Genomic DNA, 17,935 nt, shown 5'->3' on the forward strand with positions numbered 1-17,935 from the left:
ACCTTAAATGTAAAACATGTAATTATCGTTTTTACCTTTATCCTCAAAAGAAATCAGATTCGCCAATGTCGTGGAGTCCAGTACATCCGCAATACTATCGCGAATGCGAATCCACAAGTCACGTTTGGCAGGATCATCTTCTTCCGTAAAATCTACGGGGCTGATCGGTCCTTCAAGTACACGAATTACTTCACCTGCAGTTACCTGCTCGGCAGATTTAGAAAGAATATAACCACCATAAGCTCCGCGAATACTTTTTACTAAACCCGCATTCCGTAAAGGAGCTACAAGCTGCTCAAGATAATGTTCAGAAAGCTGATGTCTCTCAGCAATGCTCTTCAGTGAAGTTGGCCCTTCACCCACTCGGTTAGCTAATTCCATCATGATCGTTAGACCATAACGACCTTTTGTGGAAATTTTCAAAATTAACACCTCATTCAACAAGATATGCCATCAAGGAGTCTGTATATATATCGCTAAAACTTGAAATGCTTACCAACCTTGCTACCCACACTAAACACCAGGGTCGTCCCTATCTAGGTAAACAGCGTTTCCATTTTTCGCAAAAACATTCCAAAACATCCGTATATCGTATCTATGTTATCACAAAACCCTTGTATTGTGGGGGAAAAACAATGACATTCTCATGAAATATTTTAATTTTGAGCAATTGGCATGTATAATAGTAGTGTTCAAAATGAACAGCTCCACCAAAGTCCAGCAAGATGGAAAAGAGGTTTACGCTATGCAAACAAAAAAACGTGTCATCTTAGGTATGTCTGGAGGTGTCGATTCTTCGGTTGCCGCGCTGCTGCTCAAGGAGCAAGGTTATGAAGTTATTGGCATTTTCATGAAAAACTGGGACGATACTGACGAATTTGGTCATTGTACCGCAGAAGAAGACGCAGAGGATGTCAGACGGGTCTGTGACCAGCTCGACATTCCTTTCTATACAGTAAATTTTGAAAAGCAGTATTACGACAAAGTTTTCGCCTACTTTTTGGACGAGTACACCAAAGGCCGCACGCCAAACCCTGATGTCATGTGCAACCGTGAAATTAAATTCGGGGAATTGCTGCAAAAGGTCCTCGATCTAGGCGGCGACTACATCGCGACTGGACATTACGCACAAGTGAAGGAACAAGACGGTGAATTCGTGTTGATGCGTGGAAATGATTCCAATAAGGATCAAACGTATTTCCTTAACGTCCTTAATCAAGGGCAACTTGCCAAAGCGATGTTCCCGATCGGTCACTTGCCCAAGTCCAAAGTACGTGAAATAGCTGAAGCAGCTGGTCTTGCAACGGCGAAGAAGAAAGATAGCACCGGGATTTGTTTCATTGGTGAGCGCGACTTCAAGACGTTCCTCAGCCAATACCTCCCTGCTCGCCCAGGCAATATGGTCGATATACGCAATGGTGAAATCAAAGGGCGTCATGATGGGTTAATGTATTACACATTAGGCCAAAGACAAGGCCTGGGGATTGGTGGATCCGGCTCTGGTGAGCCATGGTTCGTTGTGGACAAGAATTTGGAGACGAACGAATTGCTCGTCGTGCAAGGTGAACAGCATCCAGGGCTTTACTCCAAGGGTCTGACAGCAACGGATGTGAACTGGATATCACCGAAAAAGCCAGAAGGTGCCTACACTTGTACAGCGAAATTCCGCTATCGCCAAGCGGATCAAGGCGTTGTGATTACGTTGCAGCCCGACGGCAGCTGTGAAGTTGTCTTCGATAAGCCGCAAAAAGCGGTTACGCCAGGCCAATCCGTTGTCTTTTATGATGGAGAGATTTGTCTAGGCGGCGGTGTGATTGATAAGGTTCATAAGTAAGAGCGCGGAGATTTGAGCGTATAGCAGGCAAAGATTAGTGTGGAGGAGAATGTGTATGGCTATGAATGAGGTAACGATTAAAGCTGATACGTATGAAGATGTGAAGAGGCTCGTTAAGGAAATTGGTATACTGCCCCTCTCTTCATTTATCCCTGAGCATCCTTCTCTTGAATCCTTAACGGTCCATGAGCAATGGCATACAGGACTCGAAACAGATCCTTGGTTATGGCGTGATCTCCTTCCAGGTGAGGGTCTTGCGGCTTATGGACGGTTTTTCGCCAAGAAGCCCTTATTAATTTCTTCTGAGCTATTTCCGTTGATCAAAAACTTATTGGAAGATCCCTATACGGTGGACGAGCGTTATTCGGATGGGGAGCTGTCCAAAGCGGCAGTAGATGTGTATCACGCAATTGCTGGGAATGAAGGCATTGATGTGAAAGCTCTGCGCGCTGCGACCGATTTGAAATCGAAGGAATCCAAGAATGAATTTGATCGTGCCTTGATTGACTTGCAGAGCAAAGCTGATATCGTAATTGCGGGGATTAGTGAGCGTCTGAACGCCAATGGTACCAAAAACGGCTGGAACAGCACCTGTTATATGACCGCTTCGCATTGGATGGAGCTGCATGGCATTGCGAAGAATACACTGCCAACACCTGAAGCGAAAGCTCAACTACGTACGCTGCTGCAGGAAAAGTACAGCGAGGCTGCTGGTAAGTATTTAACTAAAATCTTTAAGCTGTAATTGGGGGGAGCACTTCGGTGCTCCTTTTTTGTTGATTGCATACGTTTAATTCAGCCTCTATTCTACCCCCAAAGGGAGCAAGGGAACGAGAGTACGCTATTCCAGCGAAATAAGCTCACTTTGACGCGTAAGGGAACGTAGAGGCACTATTCACTCGAAAAGAAGGCCAAATGCTCATTTTTTGAACAAATAGCGCACTGACGTTCCCCTCACTAGGAATTCTAGGTTATTGCGCACAAATAGCGTTCCTAGGATCCCTTTCGAAGAAGGAAATAAATTAGGAATTCTTGAGTGGGTATCAACCCTATTATTGCTTTTATTTACCGTTCACGAAGAAGCATGCAAGCTCCCACTGTCGCACACGCTAAGTTCGAAAGGTGTGAGCGATACTGAGCAAAATCATAGCTATTTTACTCATGTTTGGCTTGAGCTGGGTAGGATCTTCATCTGCACTTGCAGTAGACGCCAACCAACATGGCAATAGCGGTCAAATCGTAAGTGCGCCCATTCAGGACCCCTCTTATGCCAAGTGGAGCCGTCTTGCTTTTCACGAAGCTGGTAAGGTGTATACGTTGCTAGATTACAAATATATCGGAAAGTCCAACGTGGCACCAGGTGTCGTACAGCAGCAGTTTCGCTTCTGGGTCAAAAAGAATGGCGCTGAATTCCCACTCATCGTCTCCATTCGTTATGATCCCGTTACAGAAAAGGTATTTACCATTCTGATGGAGCAAGAAAATAGAGGGACTCTACGGATTCTATGAATCTGTAGGCGTCCCTCTTCTTTTATGCTGATTAAGCTTCATCTTCTCTTCTGTGCCTTGATTGGTTGCCGCGAAGATCACTTCATGCTGAATGTCATCCGGCAAGTATTGTTGTCGTACGAAATGACCTGGGTAATTATGCGGATACATATAACCTTTATGACCGAGTTTCTCCGCACCTTTGTAGTGTGTATCACGCAAATGCAAGGGAACTTCTGCTGATTTCACCCGCTCCATCAACTCCTGTGCACGCATGATGGCGAGCGGGATCGAGTTGGACTTCGGACTTTCCACAGCGAATAAAATTGCCTGGGAAATGATGTACTTCGATTCCGGCCAGCCGATCTTATGGTAGGCGTCCATCGCCGTTACCGACTGAACCATCGCCTGCGGATTGGCGAGTCCGATATCTTCGCTGCAAGCGACGATGAGACGCCGCAGGAAGGTCATAGGATCCATGCCGAGCTTCTCGACGGCATAGAGGAACCAGAACAGCGCGGCGTCGCTAGAGCCGCGCACGCTCTTGTGAAAGGCGGACAAGACGTCATACTGCGTCGACTCGTCCGCTTTCACGATCGGGCGGCGGATCGACTCCTCCGCCACCTCGCGCGTGATATGAACCGTGCCGTCCGGTTCAGGTGAGGTCGTCAGCGCTGCGAGCTCCAGCGCGTTCAAGGATCGGCGGATGTCGCCATTGGCCATCTGCCCGATGTGCTGCAGCGCCTCCTCGTCCACGTGGAGGCGCATGAAGCCGAGCCCCTTCACAGGATCGGCGATCGCTCTTCGCATGGCGATGAGCGCATGCTCCGCCGTGAGCGGCTCGAGCTGAAACAGCGTCGAGCGCGACAAGAGGGCCCCGTTCACATGGTGAAAGGGGTTCTCTGTGGTCGCCCCGATGAAGATGAGGATGCCCTGCTCTACCGCAGGAAGCAGCGCGTCCTGCCGCGAGGTGTTGAAGCGATGGACTTCGTCCAGAAACAGGGTCGTTTTACGCCCGTACATCGCTTTGGTGTTTTTGGCCAGCTCAATAATTTCACGGACGTCCTTCACGGAAGCATCAACGGCATTGAGCTTCATAAACTCGCCTTGGGTCCGATTAGCGATAATGTTCGCTAACGTCGTCTTCCCTGTCCCAGGTGGTCCGTAGAGAAGAATCGAAGTCACTTGATCAGCTTCAATTGCCCGTCGGAGGAGCTTGCCTTTGCCAACAATTTGTTCTTGGCCGATATATTCATCCAATGTCGTTGGCCGCATCCGGTCGGCGAGCAGCTTGCCCACTGGATCTTGGGATGACGCATATGTAAACAAATCCATGATTAGTTTCCTTTACTTGGTGCTTTAAGTTGGTCTGTCCATTATACCTTGCCTGGATTGGCATGTCATGTCTAGCCAAACAAAAAACTCCTCCAATGCGGCTGGATACCGCATGGAGGAGCTATATTTAATGAGAAACAACCGGCTCGGTCTGAACGTCCTGTCGAGGTGCTGGGGCTGCGAAACGCAACGGTCCCGCAATAAAGGCAGCACCTAACCCCACAACACCGAAGGCTATAGCTAGAATAAACCCATGATTGATCGCTGTTCCAAGCGAATCGCGCAGGAAGTTCAATGTAGCTGGTGGCAGCTCTGAACCCGCACGTATTAATTGCTCGGGGTTGCCCAATGTAGCCAGTTTATCAAGTGGCATTTGATGAGCGGCAGCACCATCTTGGATGAGGCTACTGTAGTTATTGTTCACGATGGTTGCCATAATTGACGCTCCTAGAACCCCGCCAATATTTCGCCAGAACCCTACGATCGAAGAACTGACACCGATATATTTGCGATCTACACTTTGCGCAACGGCATTTTGAGCCACACTCATTAATGGTCCGATTGCACCAACACCAAGAATGACCATAAGCACGATCATATAGAACTTACTTGCATCATGACTTACTACGCTGAGTAGGTAACTTACTACTATACCCGCTGTCATGCTGAAAGCGAACACAGCACGGAAGCTGAAGTACCGCTGCAAGAACCCAAAGCCGACAGCACCAACCATGAGGGAAAACATCATAGGCGTCAGCAAACTATTCGAATTCGCATTCCCTAGAACCGCTGTTGAGAAAATAGGTAAATAGGCAATGGCCGAAAACATAATCGCACCTTGACATAGACAAGCTAAGACTGTCGCTAGGACCATCCGATTTTTGAATAAAGGCAACGGAAGAATGGGTTCATGCGCTCGGCGCTCCACTTGAATAAAGAAGAAACCAATGATAACCGCAACGGCTAGTAAGCTAATGATTTGCCACGAACCCCAGGCGTAATCCTTACCACCGAACTCCAGCGCCAGCATAAGTGATACCGTTGTGACAATGAGAAACAACGTGCCTAGATAATCGATTTTCGGACGACGATCGGAACGAGATTCTTTTAGAGCAAAGAACAAGACAAGGAACGACAATACACCAAGCGGCAAATTCACGTAGAAACACCAGCGCCAGCCCCATGATTCAGCCAAGAGCGTACCGATTTGCGGGCCAGCAACAGAAGATAATCCAAATATCCCTGCAAAAACACCTGACAGTTTCGCCGCCTGTTTGGGGTCAGCAAATATCGTGTAAATGATCGTAAACGAAATCGGGAAGATCGCTCCAGAACCGATACCCTGAATGGCACGGAACACAATAAGCTGAGTCATATCTTGTGCCATACCGCATAAAGCCGACCCGATTAGGAAGATCGAAATTCCAATCATATAAAACAATTTTCTACCGAACATATCCGATAGCTTTCCAAATACAAGCATTGTGCTTGTGGAGGCAAGCATATAGGCGGTGAATACCCAGCTTATTTTATCAAACCCATTAATGTCGCTAATGATGTGCGAAATCGCTGCTGATGTCACGGTGTTGTCCAATGCGGACATGAGAAGTCCGAGTGCCATCGCCAAAATAATCAAACCTGTTTTCTTACTCGCCATTTTCGAAATCTACCTCACTTCTGTTCTACATTTTCCAACCGTGTTATCCCTTGTGTCAGGGTATGGATTTTACTTTCTGAATTATTGATGCCAATTTGAATACAAATTTCCTGTGTAGGCGACATCTCGTGCTGGCAGTCCACGTACAGTTGGCGTAGTCTCTCCAAATCTACCTTCGTGCGTTTAAGGAACTCTTCTAACACACCAACCATGATATGTGCTTCTACAAACTCGCCAAAAAACAACCGTGTCATCGCATCCGACTTGAACTCATCGTTTTCAATTGGACTATACATGTACTGTTTAAATTGGTGCTGCCCCTCCTCCGTGATGGAATAGAGATTTTTATTCGGTTTGCCTTCTTGGATGACACTTTCCTTGGTAATCAAGCCCTCCTTCTCCATTTTGCTAAGCATGGGATAAATCGTTCCAAAGCTCGCGTTATTAAAGTAGGATAGAACCGTCTCCATCTTGTGCTTGATGTCATAGCCAGATAAGCTATGGTGCATTAATAAACCCAAAATCACATCTTGACTATTCATGCTGTGAAACCTCCATTTTACTGGTAACTGTCTCGATCTCTTTTCAATTTATCAGATTACCTATATCGAGTCAATATATACTTAGTTGATATATTATAAAATAAAAAAAAGGGACACCCATTTTCACGGGCATCCCTCATTGCTATGATTACTTCTTCGCACCAATCGCAAGCAAATCTTTCACAGCTGCACTCACCATGATAAGCCCCGCTACAGGAGGTACAAAAGAATTACTCGCAGGCGGCTGCTGCGCCTTACGTCTATCAGGTGCATCTGCAGGCACGATTTGCTCTGTAACGTCTTCCCGAGGCTTCATTGGCTCTTCCATCGAGAATACGACCTTCACGCCCTTCTTGATGCCTTCCTTGCGCAAACGTTGACGAATCACGCGTGCGATAGGGTCCATGCTCGTTTTGGAAATGTCAGCAATTCGGAATTGCGTCGGATCCATTTTATTCGCAGCACCCATGCAAGAAATCATCGGAATTTTGCGTTCGAGACATTGCTTAATCAGATGAATCTTGTAGGAGATCGTATCGCTCGCATCCAACACGTAATCGATTGGGTAAGCGAATACTTGCTCATACGTTTCCTCTGTGTAGAACATCCGCAGGGAAATGACATCGCAATCGGGATTGATCAGTTTGATGCGATCACGCATCAGATCAGCCTTCGGCTGACCCACCGTTGTCGTAAGCGCATGGATCTGACGGTTAATATTCGTAATATCGACAACATCCTTGTCGATCAGAATTAAACGTCCGACGCCGGAGCGCGCCAGCGCTTCAGCAGCGATGGAACCAACGCCGCCGATGCCGAGCACGACAACCGTACTATTTTTCATAATTTCTAGACCCTCAGGTCCAATCGATAGTTCAGTTCTCGAAAATTGGTGAAGCATGGGAACACTTCCTCTTCAAAGTTCTTAGGCTTTCGCAGCAGGCTGCTTAAGCGCTAAGCGAATCGATAGTTGTTCTAGTTGTTTATCATCAACAGTTCCCGGAGCGTCCATCAACAAGTCTGTTGCGCTAGCTGTTTTCGGGAATGCGATCGTTTCTCTCAGGTTCGTACGGCCTGTGATTAGCATCACCAAGCGGTCAAATCCGAAGGCAAAGCCGCCGTGTGGAGGCGTACCGTATTCAAATGCTTCCAGCAAGAAGCCGAATTGTTCGTACGCTTCTTCTTTGGAGAAACCTAGCGCTGTGAACATTTTCTCTTGCACATCACGTTGGTAAATCCGCATGGATCCGCCGCCTACTTCGTAACCATTCAAGACAAGATCGTAAGCTTGCGCACGAATTTGTCCTGGATCTGTATCGAAGAAATGAATGTCCTCTTCGTTCGGACGAGTGAACGGGTGATGTTCAGCCACATAGCGTTTTGCGTCTTCATCATACCCAAGAAGTGGGAAGTCTACGACCCAAGCATATTTGAATACGGAATCATCGATAAGACCTAGTTGACGACCGATTTTCAGACGAAGGTTACCTAGTACATCAGCAACGACTTTCTTTTTATCCGCAGAGAATAGAAGTAGATCTCCATCTTCTGCGCCCAAACGCTCGGTCAAAGCTGCGATTTCAGCTTCGTTGAAGAATTTCACGATAGGCCCTTTGAATTCGCCGTCTTTCACTTGAATCCAAGCAAGACCTTTCGCGCCATAACGTGCTGCGAATGGAAGAAGATCGTCGATCTCTTTACGACTCCAAGTACCACAGCCTTTGGCATTAAGAGCTTTAACCTGACCGCCGCCGTTCACTACGCTCGCGAATACTTGAACACCGGAAGTGGACACGATATCGGATACATCTTTCAACTCAAGGTCGAAACGAAGGTCCGGCTTATCGGATCCGTATTTCGCCATCGCGTCTGCGTGCGTAATCCGTTGGAACGGACGCTCGATTTTAACATTAGCTGTTTCTTGCATCAATTTCACAACAAGCTCTTCGAGGATATCAAGAAGCTGATCTTGAGAAAGGAAGGAAGTCTCGATGTCGACTTGTGTGAACTCAGGCTGACGGTCTGCACGAAGATCTTCGTCGCGGAAACAACGAGCGATTTGGTAGTAACGCTCAAGACCACTAACCATCAACAATTGCTTGAAGATTTGTGGGGATTGTGGAAGTGCAAAGAACTCGCCTGGATGCACGCGGCTCGGTACCAAGTAATCACGCGCACCTTCTGGTGTACTTTTTGTCAAAATCGGTGTTTCAACATCGATGAAGCCTTGGGCATCCAAGAAATTACGGAACACGTTGGATGCTTTGGAACGCAGCATCAACGTACGTTGCATTTCCGGACGACGCAAGTCAAGGTAACGATATTTCAAACGAACCGCTTCATCCACTTCTACGCCATCTTCGATGAAGAATGGAGGTGTTTTCGCTGCGTTCATGATTTCGATTTCTGTAACTTGGATTTCGATTTCACCTGTCGGAATGTTTTTGTTCACTGTTTCAGCATCACGTTCTACGACTTTCCCTTTAACTGCAAGCACGTATTCATTACGTGCACGGTCTGCAATTGCCAATGCATCGCCAGAGAAGTTCGGGCTAAACACCGTTTGTATTAAGCCACTGCGATCGCGTAGGTCGATGAAAAGAAGTCCGCCAAAGTCGCGTCTTACTTGCACCCATCCATTAAGTATTACTGTTTCGCCTACATGGGCTTTTGTTAGCTGCCCGCAATGATGTGTTTTGAGCATCATGATTGTTATTTCCTCCTCGTAGTGTCCATATTGGTGTAGTTATCTATTCGAATAGTGTCTTTGCAGCGTTTGAAGCAAGATCCACTAAACTTAGCGTGATTTGATTTCCTGTTTCCATCTTCTTCAGCGTAATTTCGCCGCGTGCCAACTCATCGTCACCAAGAATCGCCACATAAGTAGCTTGGAAACGATCAGCGGACTTCATTTGAGCCTTCATCTTGCGGCCCTGATAGTCCTTCTCTGCTTTTAAACCTTGAACTCTAAGCTGGTGCAGAAGTTTTGTAACTTCTTTCTCCGCAGCTTCACCTAGACCAATCAAGTACACATCAAGCGGCTCAGGTTTCGGAATTTCAACCCCTTGCGCTTGCAGTACGAGTAGAATACGCTCTAGACCAAGACCTAAGCCTACACCTGGTTGATCTGTACCATGACCACCGATCTGTTCGACTAGACCGTTGTAGCGTCCGCCACCACCGATCGTGTCGATCGCACCGATACCTGCTGCCTTATATTCAAACGCAGTGTGCGTGTAGTAATCCAGACCACGCACAAGCCGAGGGTTAATTCGGAATGGAATCTCCATTGCAGTTAAGTGTTCTTGAACCTGTGCAAAGTGAGTGCTGCACTCTTCATCCAAGAACTCCAGGATGTCAGGTGCGCCAACACCATGTTTTTGATCGATTTTGCAATCGAGAATACGCATTGGATTGCGGTCGTAGCGCGACTGACAATCCTTACATAGCTGATCCTTCACTGGGGCAAAGAAAGCTTGCAACTGCTCACGATAAGCCGTTCTAACCGCAGGTGTACCTACGGAGTTAACCTCCACGGTTACCTCTTTGAGTCCAATCTCTTTATAGAACGTGTAGCCAAGTGCGATCACTTCTGCATCAATGCTCGGATCCACGGATCCGAAAGCTTCAATACCGAACTGGTGAAACTGGCGGTATCTCCCCGCTTGCGGCTGTTCATAGCGGAACATAGGTCCCACATAAAACAACTTTGTCAGGTCAGGGATACCATACAGTTTGTTTTCCACATACGCTCTAACGACCCCCGCCGTTCCTTCAGGACGAAGCGTCATGCTGCGGTCACCTTTATCAAGAAAGGTGTACATCTCTTTTTCCACGATATCTGTTGTTTCTCCAACCCCGCGCGAAAAAAGCTCAGTACTCTCGAAAATTGGCGAACGGATTTCTTTGTAATTAAAACGTTGACACAAGTCTCTCGCTTTGGACTCTAGGTACTGCCATTTCTCCACCTCGCCTGGAAGCAGATCTTGTGTACCTTTCGGCTTCTGAATACTCATCGAAGTAACCTCCCTTTTTCTCTACTTACGCTTTCGTGTCTTTTCTAAAAGCAAAAAATCCCCCATCCCCGACTTACGTCAGGGACGAGAGATTTGATTAACAAATTCACCCGTGGTACCACCCACATTCAGCATGCTATGTTGCTTGCTTGCGCAATCAAACACATCTTGCTCTTTGCGGTTAACGCCCGCTATTCGCACAACTACTACTTAGCACATGAGCTCATGGCTGTTCCCAGTTGGTCCTCGGGGAGGTCTGTTCATTCACTCATCATGGGAAGCTTGCAGCCTAGGCTTCCTTCTCTGTACATGTGGGGGCGAATTACTGTGTCCCTTCAATGGATCACATTCGTATGGAATTACATTATGGTTATTGTAAACATTGGTAAGGGCAAAGTCAAGAGACAACCACACTTACTCTGCGTCCTCAACCTATATTTAGTTAAAAGTGTCCGCCCATTTCTGTACTTCATCCATTACAGGCTGAAGTCCTTTCCCTTTAGGCGTTAATTCATACTCAATCCGTACCGGCGTCTCTGGATAAACATGTCGAATAATAATCTCGGCAGCTTCGAGCTCCTTGAATCTTTCTGAGAGCATGCGATCACTCATACTTGGGATTAATACGGAGATATCTTTAAACCGCTTAGGCCCAGATAGCAATACATTCACGATAAGTCCTGTCCAACGTTTTCCCAGAAGTTCGAATGCATGCTCGAATTTGGGACATAGTTGATCATTTTCCATCTTAATCATCTCCTTCGAGTTCTTGCCGATTACGGCACCAAACACTTCTGTAATAACTATTTTAACATAGTCGCTTGACAAAAGTAAGTGCTTCGTAATAATATACTAACATAAAGTAAGTTGTTAAACAAAATATATTTATAGAGGAGATGTTAGTATGGCATTAGGACTATTGATTATTCGTTTGGTGATTGGGTTAACGATGGCGGCACATGGTACACAGAAATTATTTGGTTGGTTTGGTGGTTACGGACCCAAAGGTACAGGCGGATTCTTCGAATCCATCGGGATCAAACCAGGTGTCATGATGGCGGTTGTTGCTGGTTTGATCGAATTAGGTGGCGGTCTGCTCTTCGCCGCTGGTTTATGGACAGAAGTTGGCGCGGCTCTTATTATTATTACAATGATCATGGCTATTATTAAAGTTCATGGCAAAAACGGCTACTGGGTGACTTCCAATGGATTTGAATATAATTTAGCCTTACTAGTCATTGCGCTTGGCGTTGCTTTAATTGGCGCTGGTGACTACTCCATTGATGCACTTATGTAATAAATGATTTTCAAACCGTCCAGCTCAGGCTGTGGCGGTTTTTCTTTGTATGCAAAGAAAATAGCCTGCAGCACGGGGCAACAGGCTTTCAAATGTTTATATTTTAAAGGGGGTCGACTATTAGTATATCCCGCCTAGATTAAAGGAACATGAAGCTCGTATTACAATTTGATTACACCAAAATATCGTTTACTTTCAAGCATTTTCATTTCGTTTCATTCGTATATTCAGGCTATTTTCACATATACATGTACAACAAGGCAGATGGCCTTGAATATAACATCTGGAGGCTGTAACAATGACACTACAAAACGAGTTTCAAGAGGAACGTCAAGATCTCGTGGTGCTTTTCTCTGAGGAATCCGAAACCGAAGCCGAAGTAGACGATCAAACTGCTGACGAAGAAGCAGCCGAAGAAGAGGCCATTGAAGAGTCAGATACGGATGCAGAAGAAGCGGAAGAAGAAGCGGCTGATGAGGAAGAAGCAGAAGCTGAGGAATCAGAGGAAGCTGAAAGTGAAGAATCCGCAGATGAGGAGGCAGAAGCTGCCGACGAAGAAGAAGCAGAGGAATCCGCTGAAGCAGAAGCGGACGAAGAAGCTGCCGACGAAGACTAAGAAATGTAACCGCCATCATCTTTACACTCATCGCCAACTACAAACTAAGAGCCTTACAGCCACATCTACTGCGGCAATAAGGCTCTTTATTGATGTAATCTAAGGCTTGCCTGTCAAACCAATCTTAACGTCGCGAATCATCATGTACGTGTCTGCATTGGTCAGTTTTTGCTTATCTGCAATGCCATTGATCGTAGCTGCTGTTAGCAGTTTCCCCTCAACGAGCTTCGCTTGCGCTTCAGCAGCCGTGCCCTTAATGCCAAGTGCTTGCGTGAAGGTATAGCTAGCTTGCTCAAGAGTCAACGGAATTTTGTCCGCACTGTCCATCTTAGTGATGGCTTGGTTAACATCCCCTGCAAATGCATCCGGCTTCATCTTCCTTGCGCTGCCAACCACATTGACCATTCGCTTCGGATTGGCCGCGTCGTCTAGACGGAAGTTATTATCATAAGCACCAGATGCCAATCCAAGCATCATCGCCGTTTTCAAACCTTCGAATGACTTATGTTCCATAAATGGCTGCGGCTTAATGGTCATCGGCTGAACTTCCATGCCTTGCTTGTTCAACTGAGCCTGCAGCTTCGCAATCATGTCCTTGGATGCAGAAATCTGACGGAACGTCATATTCTCTGCTTTCGCCAAACTCACCGCAGCTCCAGCTGCCTCACCCTCTGCCATGCCCGTCGGCATAACGCGAGCACTTCCATGTGGCAGTGTATCATAACTTGCCGCTCTGCCTACTACGAGTAGGCCATCAATTTTCTGTGGAACGATGCTGCGGAATGGTATCGCGTATTGTTTCGGCTTACACACGACATTACCTGAGTCTGTAGGCGCTATACGCTGGATATCAACGGGATAAGACCCGAATCCGATGCGATCCCACTGATCTGCATTTGTACAAACATCGACGATACTGAGTCGGTATTCGCCCTGCATATGTCGGGTCTCCCTCACATAAAGCTCTGGTGCTGAACCATCGAGCTCAACGGATGAGAATTCCGGGAACGTTTTCTGCATATAAGCAACAATATTCGGCAGTTCCTTTTTCCCAATATCGAATGCCACTTGAACCGACTTCGGATCAAAGGTATCAACGCCAAAAATTTGCAAGGCATTAATAAGCACCGTATTGTTGTTTTGCCTCCCCATATTGAGGCCTCTCATTTTGGCTCTATCCTTGTTAAGTGCAGGATAATTGCTCATTTCGCTGTATCCAAATACACTCACATCAGTAACACCCGTACCCGAATTGTCATCCCCATTCAATCGGTTAGCCATCAATTTCCATACTTCAGGTGTGACGTTCTTCAATCGAAACGCCAGTGTGACGGCCATTTTCGATTTTGGATCTCCGATATCCTCATGTCCCATGGTAAAAGGAACCCCTGCTGCTGCTGCGAAGTCACCATCTTGTGTCGCATCAATGACCGACGCGGCTTTAACATCTTGCGTACTGCCATTCTCAAGTGTGATCGTCGCGCCCTGCACCGCATTTTTATTTTGCGAAAGCAGCGGATCAATTTTCTTCGTTTTCATCAAGACATCGATATTCTTTTCATTCTTTACGGCATCGTAGAAGGCATTCGCCGCTGTATTCACATCGAAGGAATCGCCTTCCGTTTTGGCATACCATTCCGAGAAATACCCTTTATTCCATACATCATCCTTGCCGAGCAACGTTTTGCTCGTGGAATAATTCATGTCCAAGGAGTTAATCCAGCCTAGCGTCATTAATCCGCCAAAAATCTCACGATCCCGGCCATCAACAAGCAGCGTGCTTAATCCATTCCGAGCTGACGAAACCGCTGCGGCAATGCCCTCCGGGTCCGTACCAATTACAATGACATCATAGGCTTCTTTGGCCTTTTTTACCGATTTCACTTCTTCAAGGGCTTGTTGCTGATCACTATGTCCTTTGGCGCCGTTCTTATGGTGATTATATTGATAGTACATGGCGGCCGTTGCAGCAACCAGCGTAAGTACAATCAATACTACCATTAACCATAGCCAACCTCTGGATGTGGATTTGTTCCGATTTGAATTTGCCATTACGACTTTTAGCACCCACCTTATCTCCTGCATGTCTTACAATAATTCCATAGGCTAGTTTACCACAATTTGATGGAGGAGAGAAATTCTACCTTCGGCACAAATAAAACCACGCAGAGCTGATATACAGCACACACGTGGTTTTATGAATTACCGGAACGATTTCTTTGGGATACTCTTCATTTTTTCCTGATCCGAAGTGAATTCTGCGCTGATTTCAACATCCGCAAAAGCATTCCCTTGACTCATCCGCTCAGCCATAGAGGAATGGAACAGTTGCTGTATCGGGGCAGTCATCATCTTTTCTTTTATGGATTGACGCATCTGTAGGCTCCTAACCGCTAGTTTATACATGTCTAGTATAACCAGTGACCAGGCTGCCTATCCTGAATCCTTCACCAAAGTAGCTTATTTACTATCGATCATCAAGGTAACAGGTCCCCAATTCGTCAGGGAAACATCCATCATTTCACCAAATGCACCCGTTTCAACTTGTAACCCCTGCTCTCTGAGCATTCTGTTGAATTCCTGATACAACGGTTCTGCTTGTTCTGGCCTCGCTGCTGACATGAAATTCGGCCGCTTGCCTTTGCGACAATCCCCATATAGCGTAAATTGTGACACAGACAAAATGGCTCCCCCTGTCTCAAGGACAGACAAATTCATTTTACCTGTTTCATCTTCAAAAATTCGAAGCCCGGCCACTTTATCCGCAAGATACTTCGCATCCTGTTCGGTATCTTCATAGGTGATGCCAACCAACAGCATAAGCCCCTGCTCAATGCGACCGATCGTTTGATTATTGACGGTTACTTCCGCGCTCTTACAACGTTGAACAACAACTCTCATCGTTCCTAAATCCCCTTACTAGCTAGGTCTGCATAATCCGTTGAACGGAATAAATATCTTTGACACGTTTTATTTTTTCTACAACGGACTGTAGATGATCAATATTTTTAATCAAAATCGTCATATGAATGGTCGCCATTTTGTTCTTATCGGAACGCCCAGAAACAGCTGAAATCATCGTCTTGCTCTCGGATACAGCTTGCAGCACTTCGTTTAAGAAGCCGCGGCGATCGTGGCCTGTAATCTCAATTTCCACATTGAAATTAGACTCAACAGCCTCTGCCCAATCCACCTCAATAACCCGTTCTTCCTCGCCCATACTCGTCGGAATGTTCGTGCAATCCGAGCGATGGACAGAAACGCCGCGTCCGCGAGTAATATAACCAATAATGAAATCCCCCGGAACCGGATTACAGCAACGAGCAAATCGGACAAGCAGGTTATCTACACCTTTGACGCGTACACCGTTTGTAGGACGGCTTTTGCGCTCCGTGGATGGGGGTGCTTTGACCTCTTTCACTTCACTGCTCAGCTTAATAATCTGAGCTTCTTCCGCTTCCTTACGCAGCTTCTCCGTTAGCTTGGTACATATTTGTGCGGCCGTAATGCCACCAAAGCCAACCGCAGAGAGCATGTCTTCAATATCGCTAAAATTAAACTTTCTCGCCGCTTCCAGCATTTTATCATCGCTCATTAAGGTTGGAGGATCGATGGCTAAGCGTTTAAGCTCACGTTCAATCATATCCTTACCTTTTTCAACGTTCTCTTCACGCTTTTCTTTCTTAAACCACTGCTTAATTTTACTGCGTGCGTGGGAGGATTGGGCGATTTTAATCCAATCTTGACTTGGCCCATAGGAATGCTTAGAAGTTAGGATTTCAATAATATCGCCGGTTTTAAGCTTATGATCGAGCGGAACGATCCGCGAATTGACTTTGGCACCAATCGTACGGTTGCCGATTTCTGTATGAATCCGATAGGCAAAATCCAACGGAACTGCACCTGCTGGAAGCTCGATAACTTCCCCTTTTGGCGTAAAGACGAAAACAAGATCAGAGAAGAAATCCATCTTCATGGATTCCATGAACTCAGACGCATCGTTCGTTTCATGCTGAAGCTCCAGAATTTCGCGGAACCAGCTCATTTTATCCTCGAAGGTGCCGGATGGAACAACAGTGCCGCCTTCTTTGTACGCCCAATGTGCGGCGATCCCGAACTCGGACGTACGATGCATTTCCCACGTCCGGATCTGAACCTCAAGCGGCTCACCCTTCGGCCCAATAACGGTCGTGTGCAAGGATTGATACATATTGGGCTTCGGCATCGCAATATAATCTTTGAAGCGGCCAGGCATCGGTTTCCATAACGTATGAATGATACCCAAAGAAGCATAGCAATCTTTAATGCCGTCAACAATGACGCGTAATGCCATGAGATCGTAGATCTCGTTAAACTGCTTGCCGCGGGAGCTCATTTTTTTGTAAATGCTGTAGAGATGCTTCGGTCTTCCCGAAATATCTCCCTGAATTCCCATCTCATCTAACTTCTCTTTGATGCTGTGAATGACATCTTCAATGTATTGCTCACGCTCAGTCCGTTTCTTCTGCATGAGATTCACAATCCGATAGTATTGCTGCGGATTCAAATAACGGAGGGCAATGTCCTCCATCTCCCATTTGATTGTGGAAATACCGAGTCTATGGGCAATCGGACAGAAAATCTCCAGCGTTTCTTCCGCAATGCGGCGCTGGCTTTCTTCCGATTGATACTTGAGTGTCCGCATGTTATGCAGACGATCCGCAAGCTTAATCAGAATAACCCGAATATCCTGCGCCATCGCAACGAACATTTTGCGGTAATTCTCATTCTGTTGCTCTTCTTTGGATTTGAACTTAATGCGCTCCAGCTTCGTCAAACCATCAACGAGCATCGCACAGGTTTTCCCGAATTTATCTAAAACAGTTTCCAATGAAACTGTCGTGTCTTCAACCACATCATGCAGAAGCGCGGCAATCACCGAAGTGACATCCATCTGCATATTCACCAATATATCTGCAACAGCGAGTGGATGCAGAATATAGGGCTCACCTGATTTGCGCACTTGGCCATGATGGGCTTCATCCGCGAATTCATAGGCCTCCCGAATCCTCTGCAAATCATTCTCTTTCAGATAGGTGGCGGCCTTTTCCAGCAGCTGCTCTATACCCATGCATCTACCCATTCCCTTTAGTCGATTTTTATTCATTATG

17 protein-coding genes are annotated in these 17,935 nt (G+C 46.4%); 5 read left to right on the forward strand and 12 right to left on the reverse strand.

The window, feature by feature from the left end; all coding sequences use genetic code 11:
- Positions 1 to 3 precede the first annotated feature (3 nt).
- Positions 4 to 423, reverse strand: coding sequence for a cysteine metabolism transcriptional regulator CymR (gene cymR / locus GC096_RS18040; protein WP_056610615.1), 420 nt, complete (start codon positions 421 to 423; stop codon positions 4 to 6).
- 322 nt (positions 424 to 745) lie between these two features.
- Between cymR and mnmA the strand changes: the two genes are divergently transcribed.
- The 3 genes from mnmA to GC096_RS18055 all read left to right on the forward strand — a co-directional run bounded on the left by mnmA (position 746) and on the right by GC096_RS18055 (position 3,343).
- Positions 746 to 1,834, forward strand: coding sequence for a tRNA 2-thiouridine(34) synthase MnmA (gene mnmA / locus GC096_RS18045; RefSeq protein WP_171632078.1), 1,089 nt, complete (start codon positions 746 to 748; stop codon positions 1,832 to 1,834).
- A 55-nt stretch (positions 1,835 to 1,889) separates the two neighbouring features.
- Positions 1,890 to 2,579 (forward strand): AlkZ-related protein, encoded by a 690-nt coding sequence (locus GC096_RS18050; protein WP_171632080.1) that lies wholly within the window; start codon positions 1,890 to 1,892, stop codon positions 2,577 to 2,579.
- 416 nt (positions 2,580 to 2,995) lie between these two features.
- A complete protein-coding gene (locus GC096_RS18055) occupies positions 2,996 to 3,343 on the forward strand; it encodes a DUF3889 domain-containing protein (protein WP_171632081.1) in 348 nt (115 codons plus the stop codon).
- Here the strand turns inward: GC096_RS18055 and GC096_RS18060 are convergent.
- From GC096_RS18060 to GC096_RS18090, 7 genes are all read right to left on the reverse strand, one after another.
- Positions 3,338 to 4,657: a replication-associated recombination protein A gene (locus GC096_RS18060; protein WP_171632083.1), complete on the reverse strand. Its 1,320-nt coding sequence runs from the start codon at positions 4,655 to 4,657 to the stop codon at positions 3,338 to 3,340. The genes GC096_RS18055 and GC096_RS18060 overlap by 6 nt on opposite strands.
- 127 nt (positions 4,658 to 4,784) lie before the next feature.
- Positions 4,785 to 6,314, reverse strand: a complete 1,530-nt coding sequence (locus GC096_RS18065; RefSeq protein WP_171632084.1) for an MFS transporter — start codon at positions 6,312 to 6,314, stop codon at positions 4,785 to 4,787.
- Between the two features lie 14 nt (positions 6,315 to 6,328).
- Positions 6,329 to 6,856 (reverse strand): PadR family transcriptional regulator, encoded by a 528-nt coding sequence (locus GC096_RS18070; protein ID WP_171632086.1) that lies wholly within the window; start codon positions 6,854 to 6,856, stop codon positions 6,329 to 6,331.
- 148 nt (positions 6,857 to 7,004) lie between these two features.
- On the reverse strand, positions 7,005 to 7,757 hold the full coding sequence (locus GC096_RS18075) for a tRNA threonylcarbamoyladenosine dehydratase (protein WP_171632088.1): 753 nt from the start codon (positions 7,755 to 7,757) through the stop codon (positions 7,005 to 7,007).
- 24 nt (positions 7,758 to 7,781) lie between these two features.
- Complete coding sequence (aspS, locus tag GC096_RS18080) at positions 7,782 to 9,563, reverse strand: aspartate--tRNA ligase (RefSeq protein ID WP_171632090.1); 1,782 nt, start codon at positions 9,561 to 9,563, stop codon at positions 7,782 to 7,784.
- Positions 9,564 to 9,606: 43 nt separating this feature from the next.
- Positions 9,607 to 10,872 (reverse strand): histidine--tRNA ligase, encoded by a 1,266-nt coding sequence (gene hisS / locus GC096_RS18085; protein ID WP_171632091.1) that lies wholly within the window; start codon positions 10,870 to 10,872, stop codon positions 9,607 to 9,609.
- Between the two features lie 438 nt (positions 10,873 to 11,310).
- Positions 11,311 to 11,619, reverse strand: coding sequence for a winged helix-turn-helix transcriptional regulator (locus GC096_RS18090; protein WP_056610440.1), 309 nt, complete (start codon positions 11,617 to 11,619; stop codon positions 11,311 to 11,313).
- A 157-nt stretch (positions 11,620 to 11,776) separates the two neighbouring features.
- On the opposite strand from GC096_RS18090, the gene GC096_RS18095 reads away from it, so the two are divergent.
- Positions 11,777 to 12,169, forward strand: coding sequence for a DoxX family protein (locus GC096_RS18095; RefSeq protein ID WP_056610438.1), 393 nt, complete (start codon positions 11,777 to 11,779; stop codon positions 12,167 to 12,169).
- Between the two features lie 298 nt (positions 12,170 to 12,467).
- Positions 12,468 to 12,785: a hypothetical protein gene (locus GC096_RS18100; protein ID WP_171632093.1), complete on the forward strand. Its 318-nt coding sequence runs from the start codon at positions 12,468 to 12,470 to the stop codon at positions 12,783 to 12,785.
- A 99-nt stretch (positions 12,786 to 12,884) separates the two neighbouring features.
- Here GC096_RS18100 and GC096_RS18105 read toward each other — a convergent pair whose 3' ends face one another.
- From GC096_RS18105 to GC096_RS18120, 4 genes are all read right to left on the reverse strand, one after another.
- Positions 12,885 to 14,852: an FAD-dependent oxidoreductase gene (locus tag GC096_RS18105; RefSeq protein ID WP_312886298.1), complete on the reverse strand. Its 1,968-nt coding sequence runs from the start codon at positions 14,850 to 14,852 to the stop codon at positions 12,885 to 12,887.
- A 135-nt stretch (positions 14,853 to 14,987) separates the two neighbouring features.
- Positions 14,988 to 15,161 carry a hypothetical protein gene (locus GC096_RS18110; protein WP_157256822.1) on the reverse strand — a complete coding sequence of 58 codons (174 nt, stop codon included), beginning with the start codon at positions 15,159 to 15,161 and terminating at the stop codon, positions 14,988 to 14,990.
- 84 nt (positions 15,162 to 15,245) lie between these two features.
- Positions 15,246 to 15,686 carry a D-aminoacyl-tRNA deacylase gene (gene dtd / locus GC096_RS18115; RefSeq protein WP_171632095.1) on the reverse strand — a complete coding sequence of 147 codons (441 nt, stop codon included), beginning with the start codon at positions 15,684 to 15,686 and terminating at the stop codon, positions 15,246 to 15,248.
- Between the two features lie 22 nt (positions 15,687 to 15,708).
- Positions 15,709 to 17,895, reverse strand: a complete 2,187-nt coding sequence (locus GC096_RS18120) for a RelA/SpoT family protein (RefSeq protein WP_171632097.1) — start codon at positions 17,893 to 17,895, stop codon at positions 15,709 to 15,711.
- Positions 17,896 to 17,935: the final 40 nt, after the last annotated feature.

The organism is Paenibacillus plantarum, assembly GCF_013141695.1.
GTDB lineage: Bacteria > Bacillota > Bacilli > Paenibacillales > NBRC-103111 > Paenibacillus_E > Paenibacillus_E plantarum.

Bases quoted from the DNA above. Each gene is read 5' to 3' on its own strand.
- GC096_RS18075 (WP_171632088.1), bottom strand. From the start codon at position 7,757: ATGCTTCACCAATTTTCGAGAACTGAACTATCGATTGGACCTGAGGGT.
- GC096_RS18120 (WP_171632097.1), bottom strand. From the start codon at position 17,895: ATGGGTATAGAGCAGCTGCTGGAAAAGGCCGCCACCTATCTGAAAGAG.
- GC096_RS18050 (WP_171632080.1), top strand. From the start codon at position 1,890: ATGGCTATGAATGAGGTAACGATTAAAGCTGATACGTATGAAGATGTG.
- GC096_RS18095 (WP_056610438.1), top strand. From the start codon at position 11,777: ATGGCATTAGGACTATTGATTATTCGTTTGGTGATTGGGTTAACGATG.
- GC096_RS18060 (WP_171632083.1), bottom strand. From the start codon at position 4,657: ATGGATTTGTTTACATATGCGTCATCCCAAGATCCAGTGGGCAAGCTG.
- GC096_RS18070 (WP_171632086.1), bottom strand. From the start codon at position 6,856: ATGAATAGTCAAGATGTGATTTTGGGTTTATTAATGCACCATAGCTTA.
- dtd (WP_171632095.1), bottom strand. From the start codon at position 15,686: ATGAGAGTTGTTGTTCAACGTTGTAAGAGCGCGGAAGTAACCGTCAAT.
- GC096_RS18055 (WP_171632081.1), top strand. From the start codon at position 2,996: ATGTTTGGCTTGAGCTGGGTAGGATCTTCATCTGCACTTGCAGTAGAC.
- aspS (WP_171632090.1), bottom strand. From the start codon at position 9,563: ATGATGCTCAAAACACATCATTGCGGGCAGCTAACAAAAGCCCATGTA.
- mnmA (WP_171632078.1), top strand. From the start codon at position 746: ATGCAAACAAAAAAACGTGTCATCTTAGGTATGTCTGGAGGTGTCGAT.
- GC096_RS18100 (WP_171632093.1), top strand. From the start codon at position 12,468: ATGACACTACAAAACGAGTTTCAAGAGGAACGTCAAGATCTCGTGGTG.
- GC096_RS18090 (WP_056610440.1), bottom strand. From the start codon at position 11,619: ATGGAAAATGATCAACTATGTCCCAAATTCGAGCATGCATTCGAACTT.
- GC096_RS18065 (WP_171632084.1), bottom strand. From the start codon at position 6,314: ATGGCGAGTAAGAAAACAGGTTTGATTATTTTGGCGATGGCACTCGGA.
- hisS (WP_171632091.1), bottom strand. From the start codon at position 10,872: ATGAGTATTCAGAAGCCGAAAGGTACACAAGATCTGCTTCCAGGCGAG.
- GC096_RS18110 (WP_157256822.1), bottom strand. From the start codon at position 15,161: ATGCGTCAATCCATAAAAGAAAAGATGATGACTGCCCCGATACAGCAA.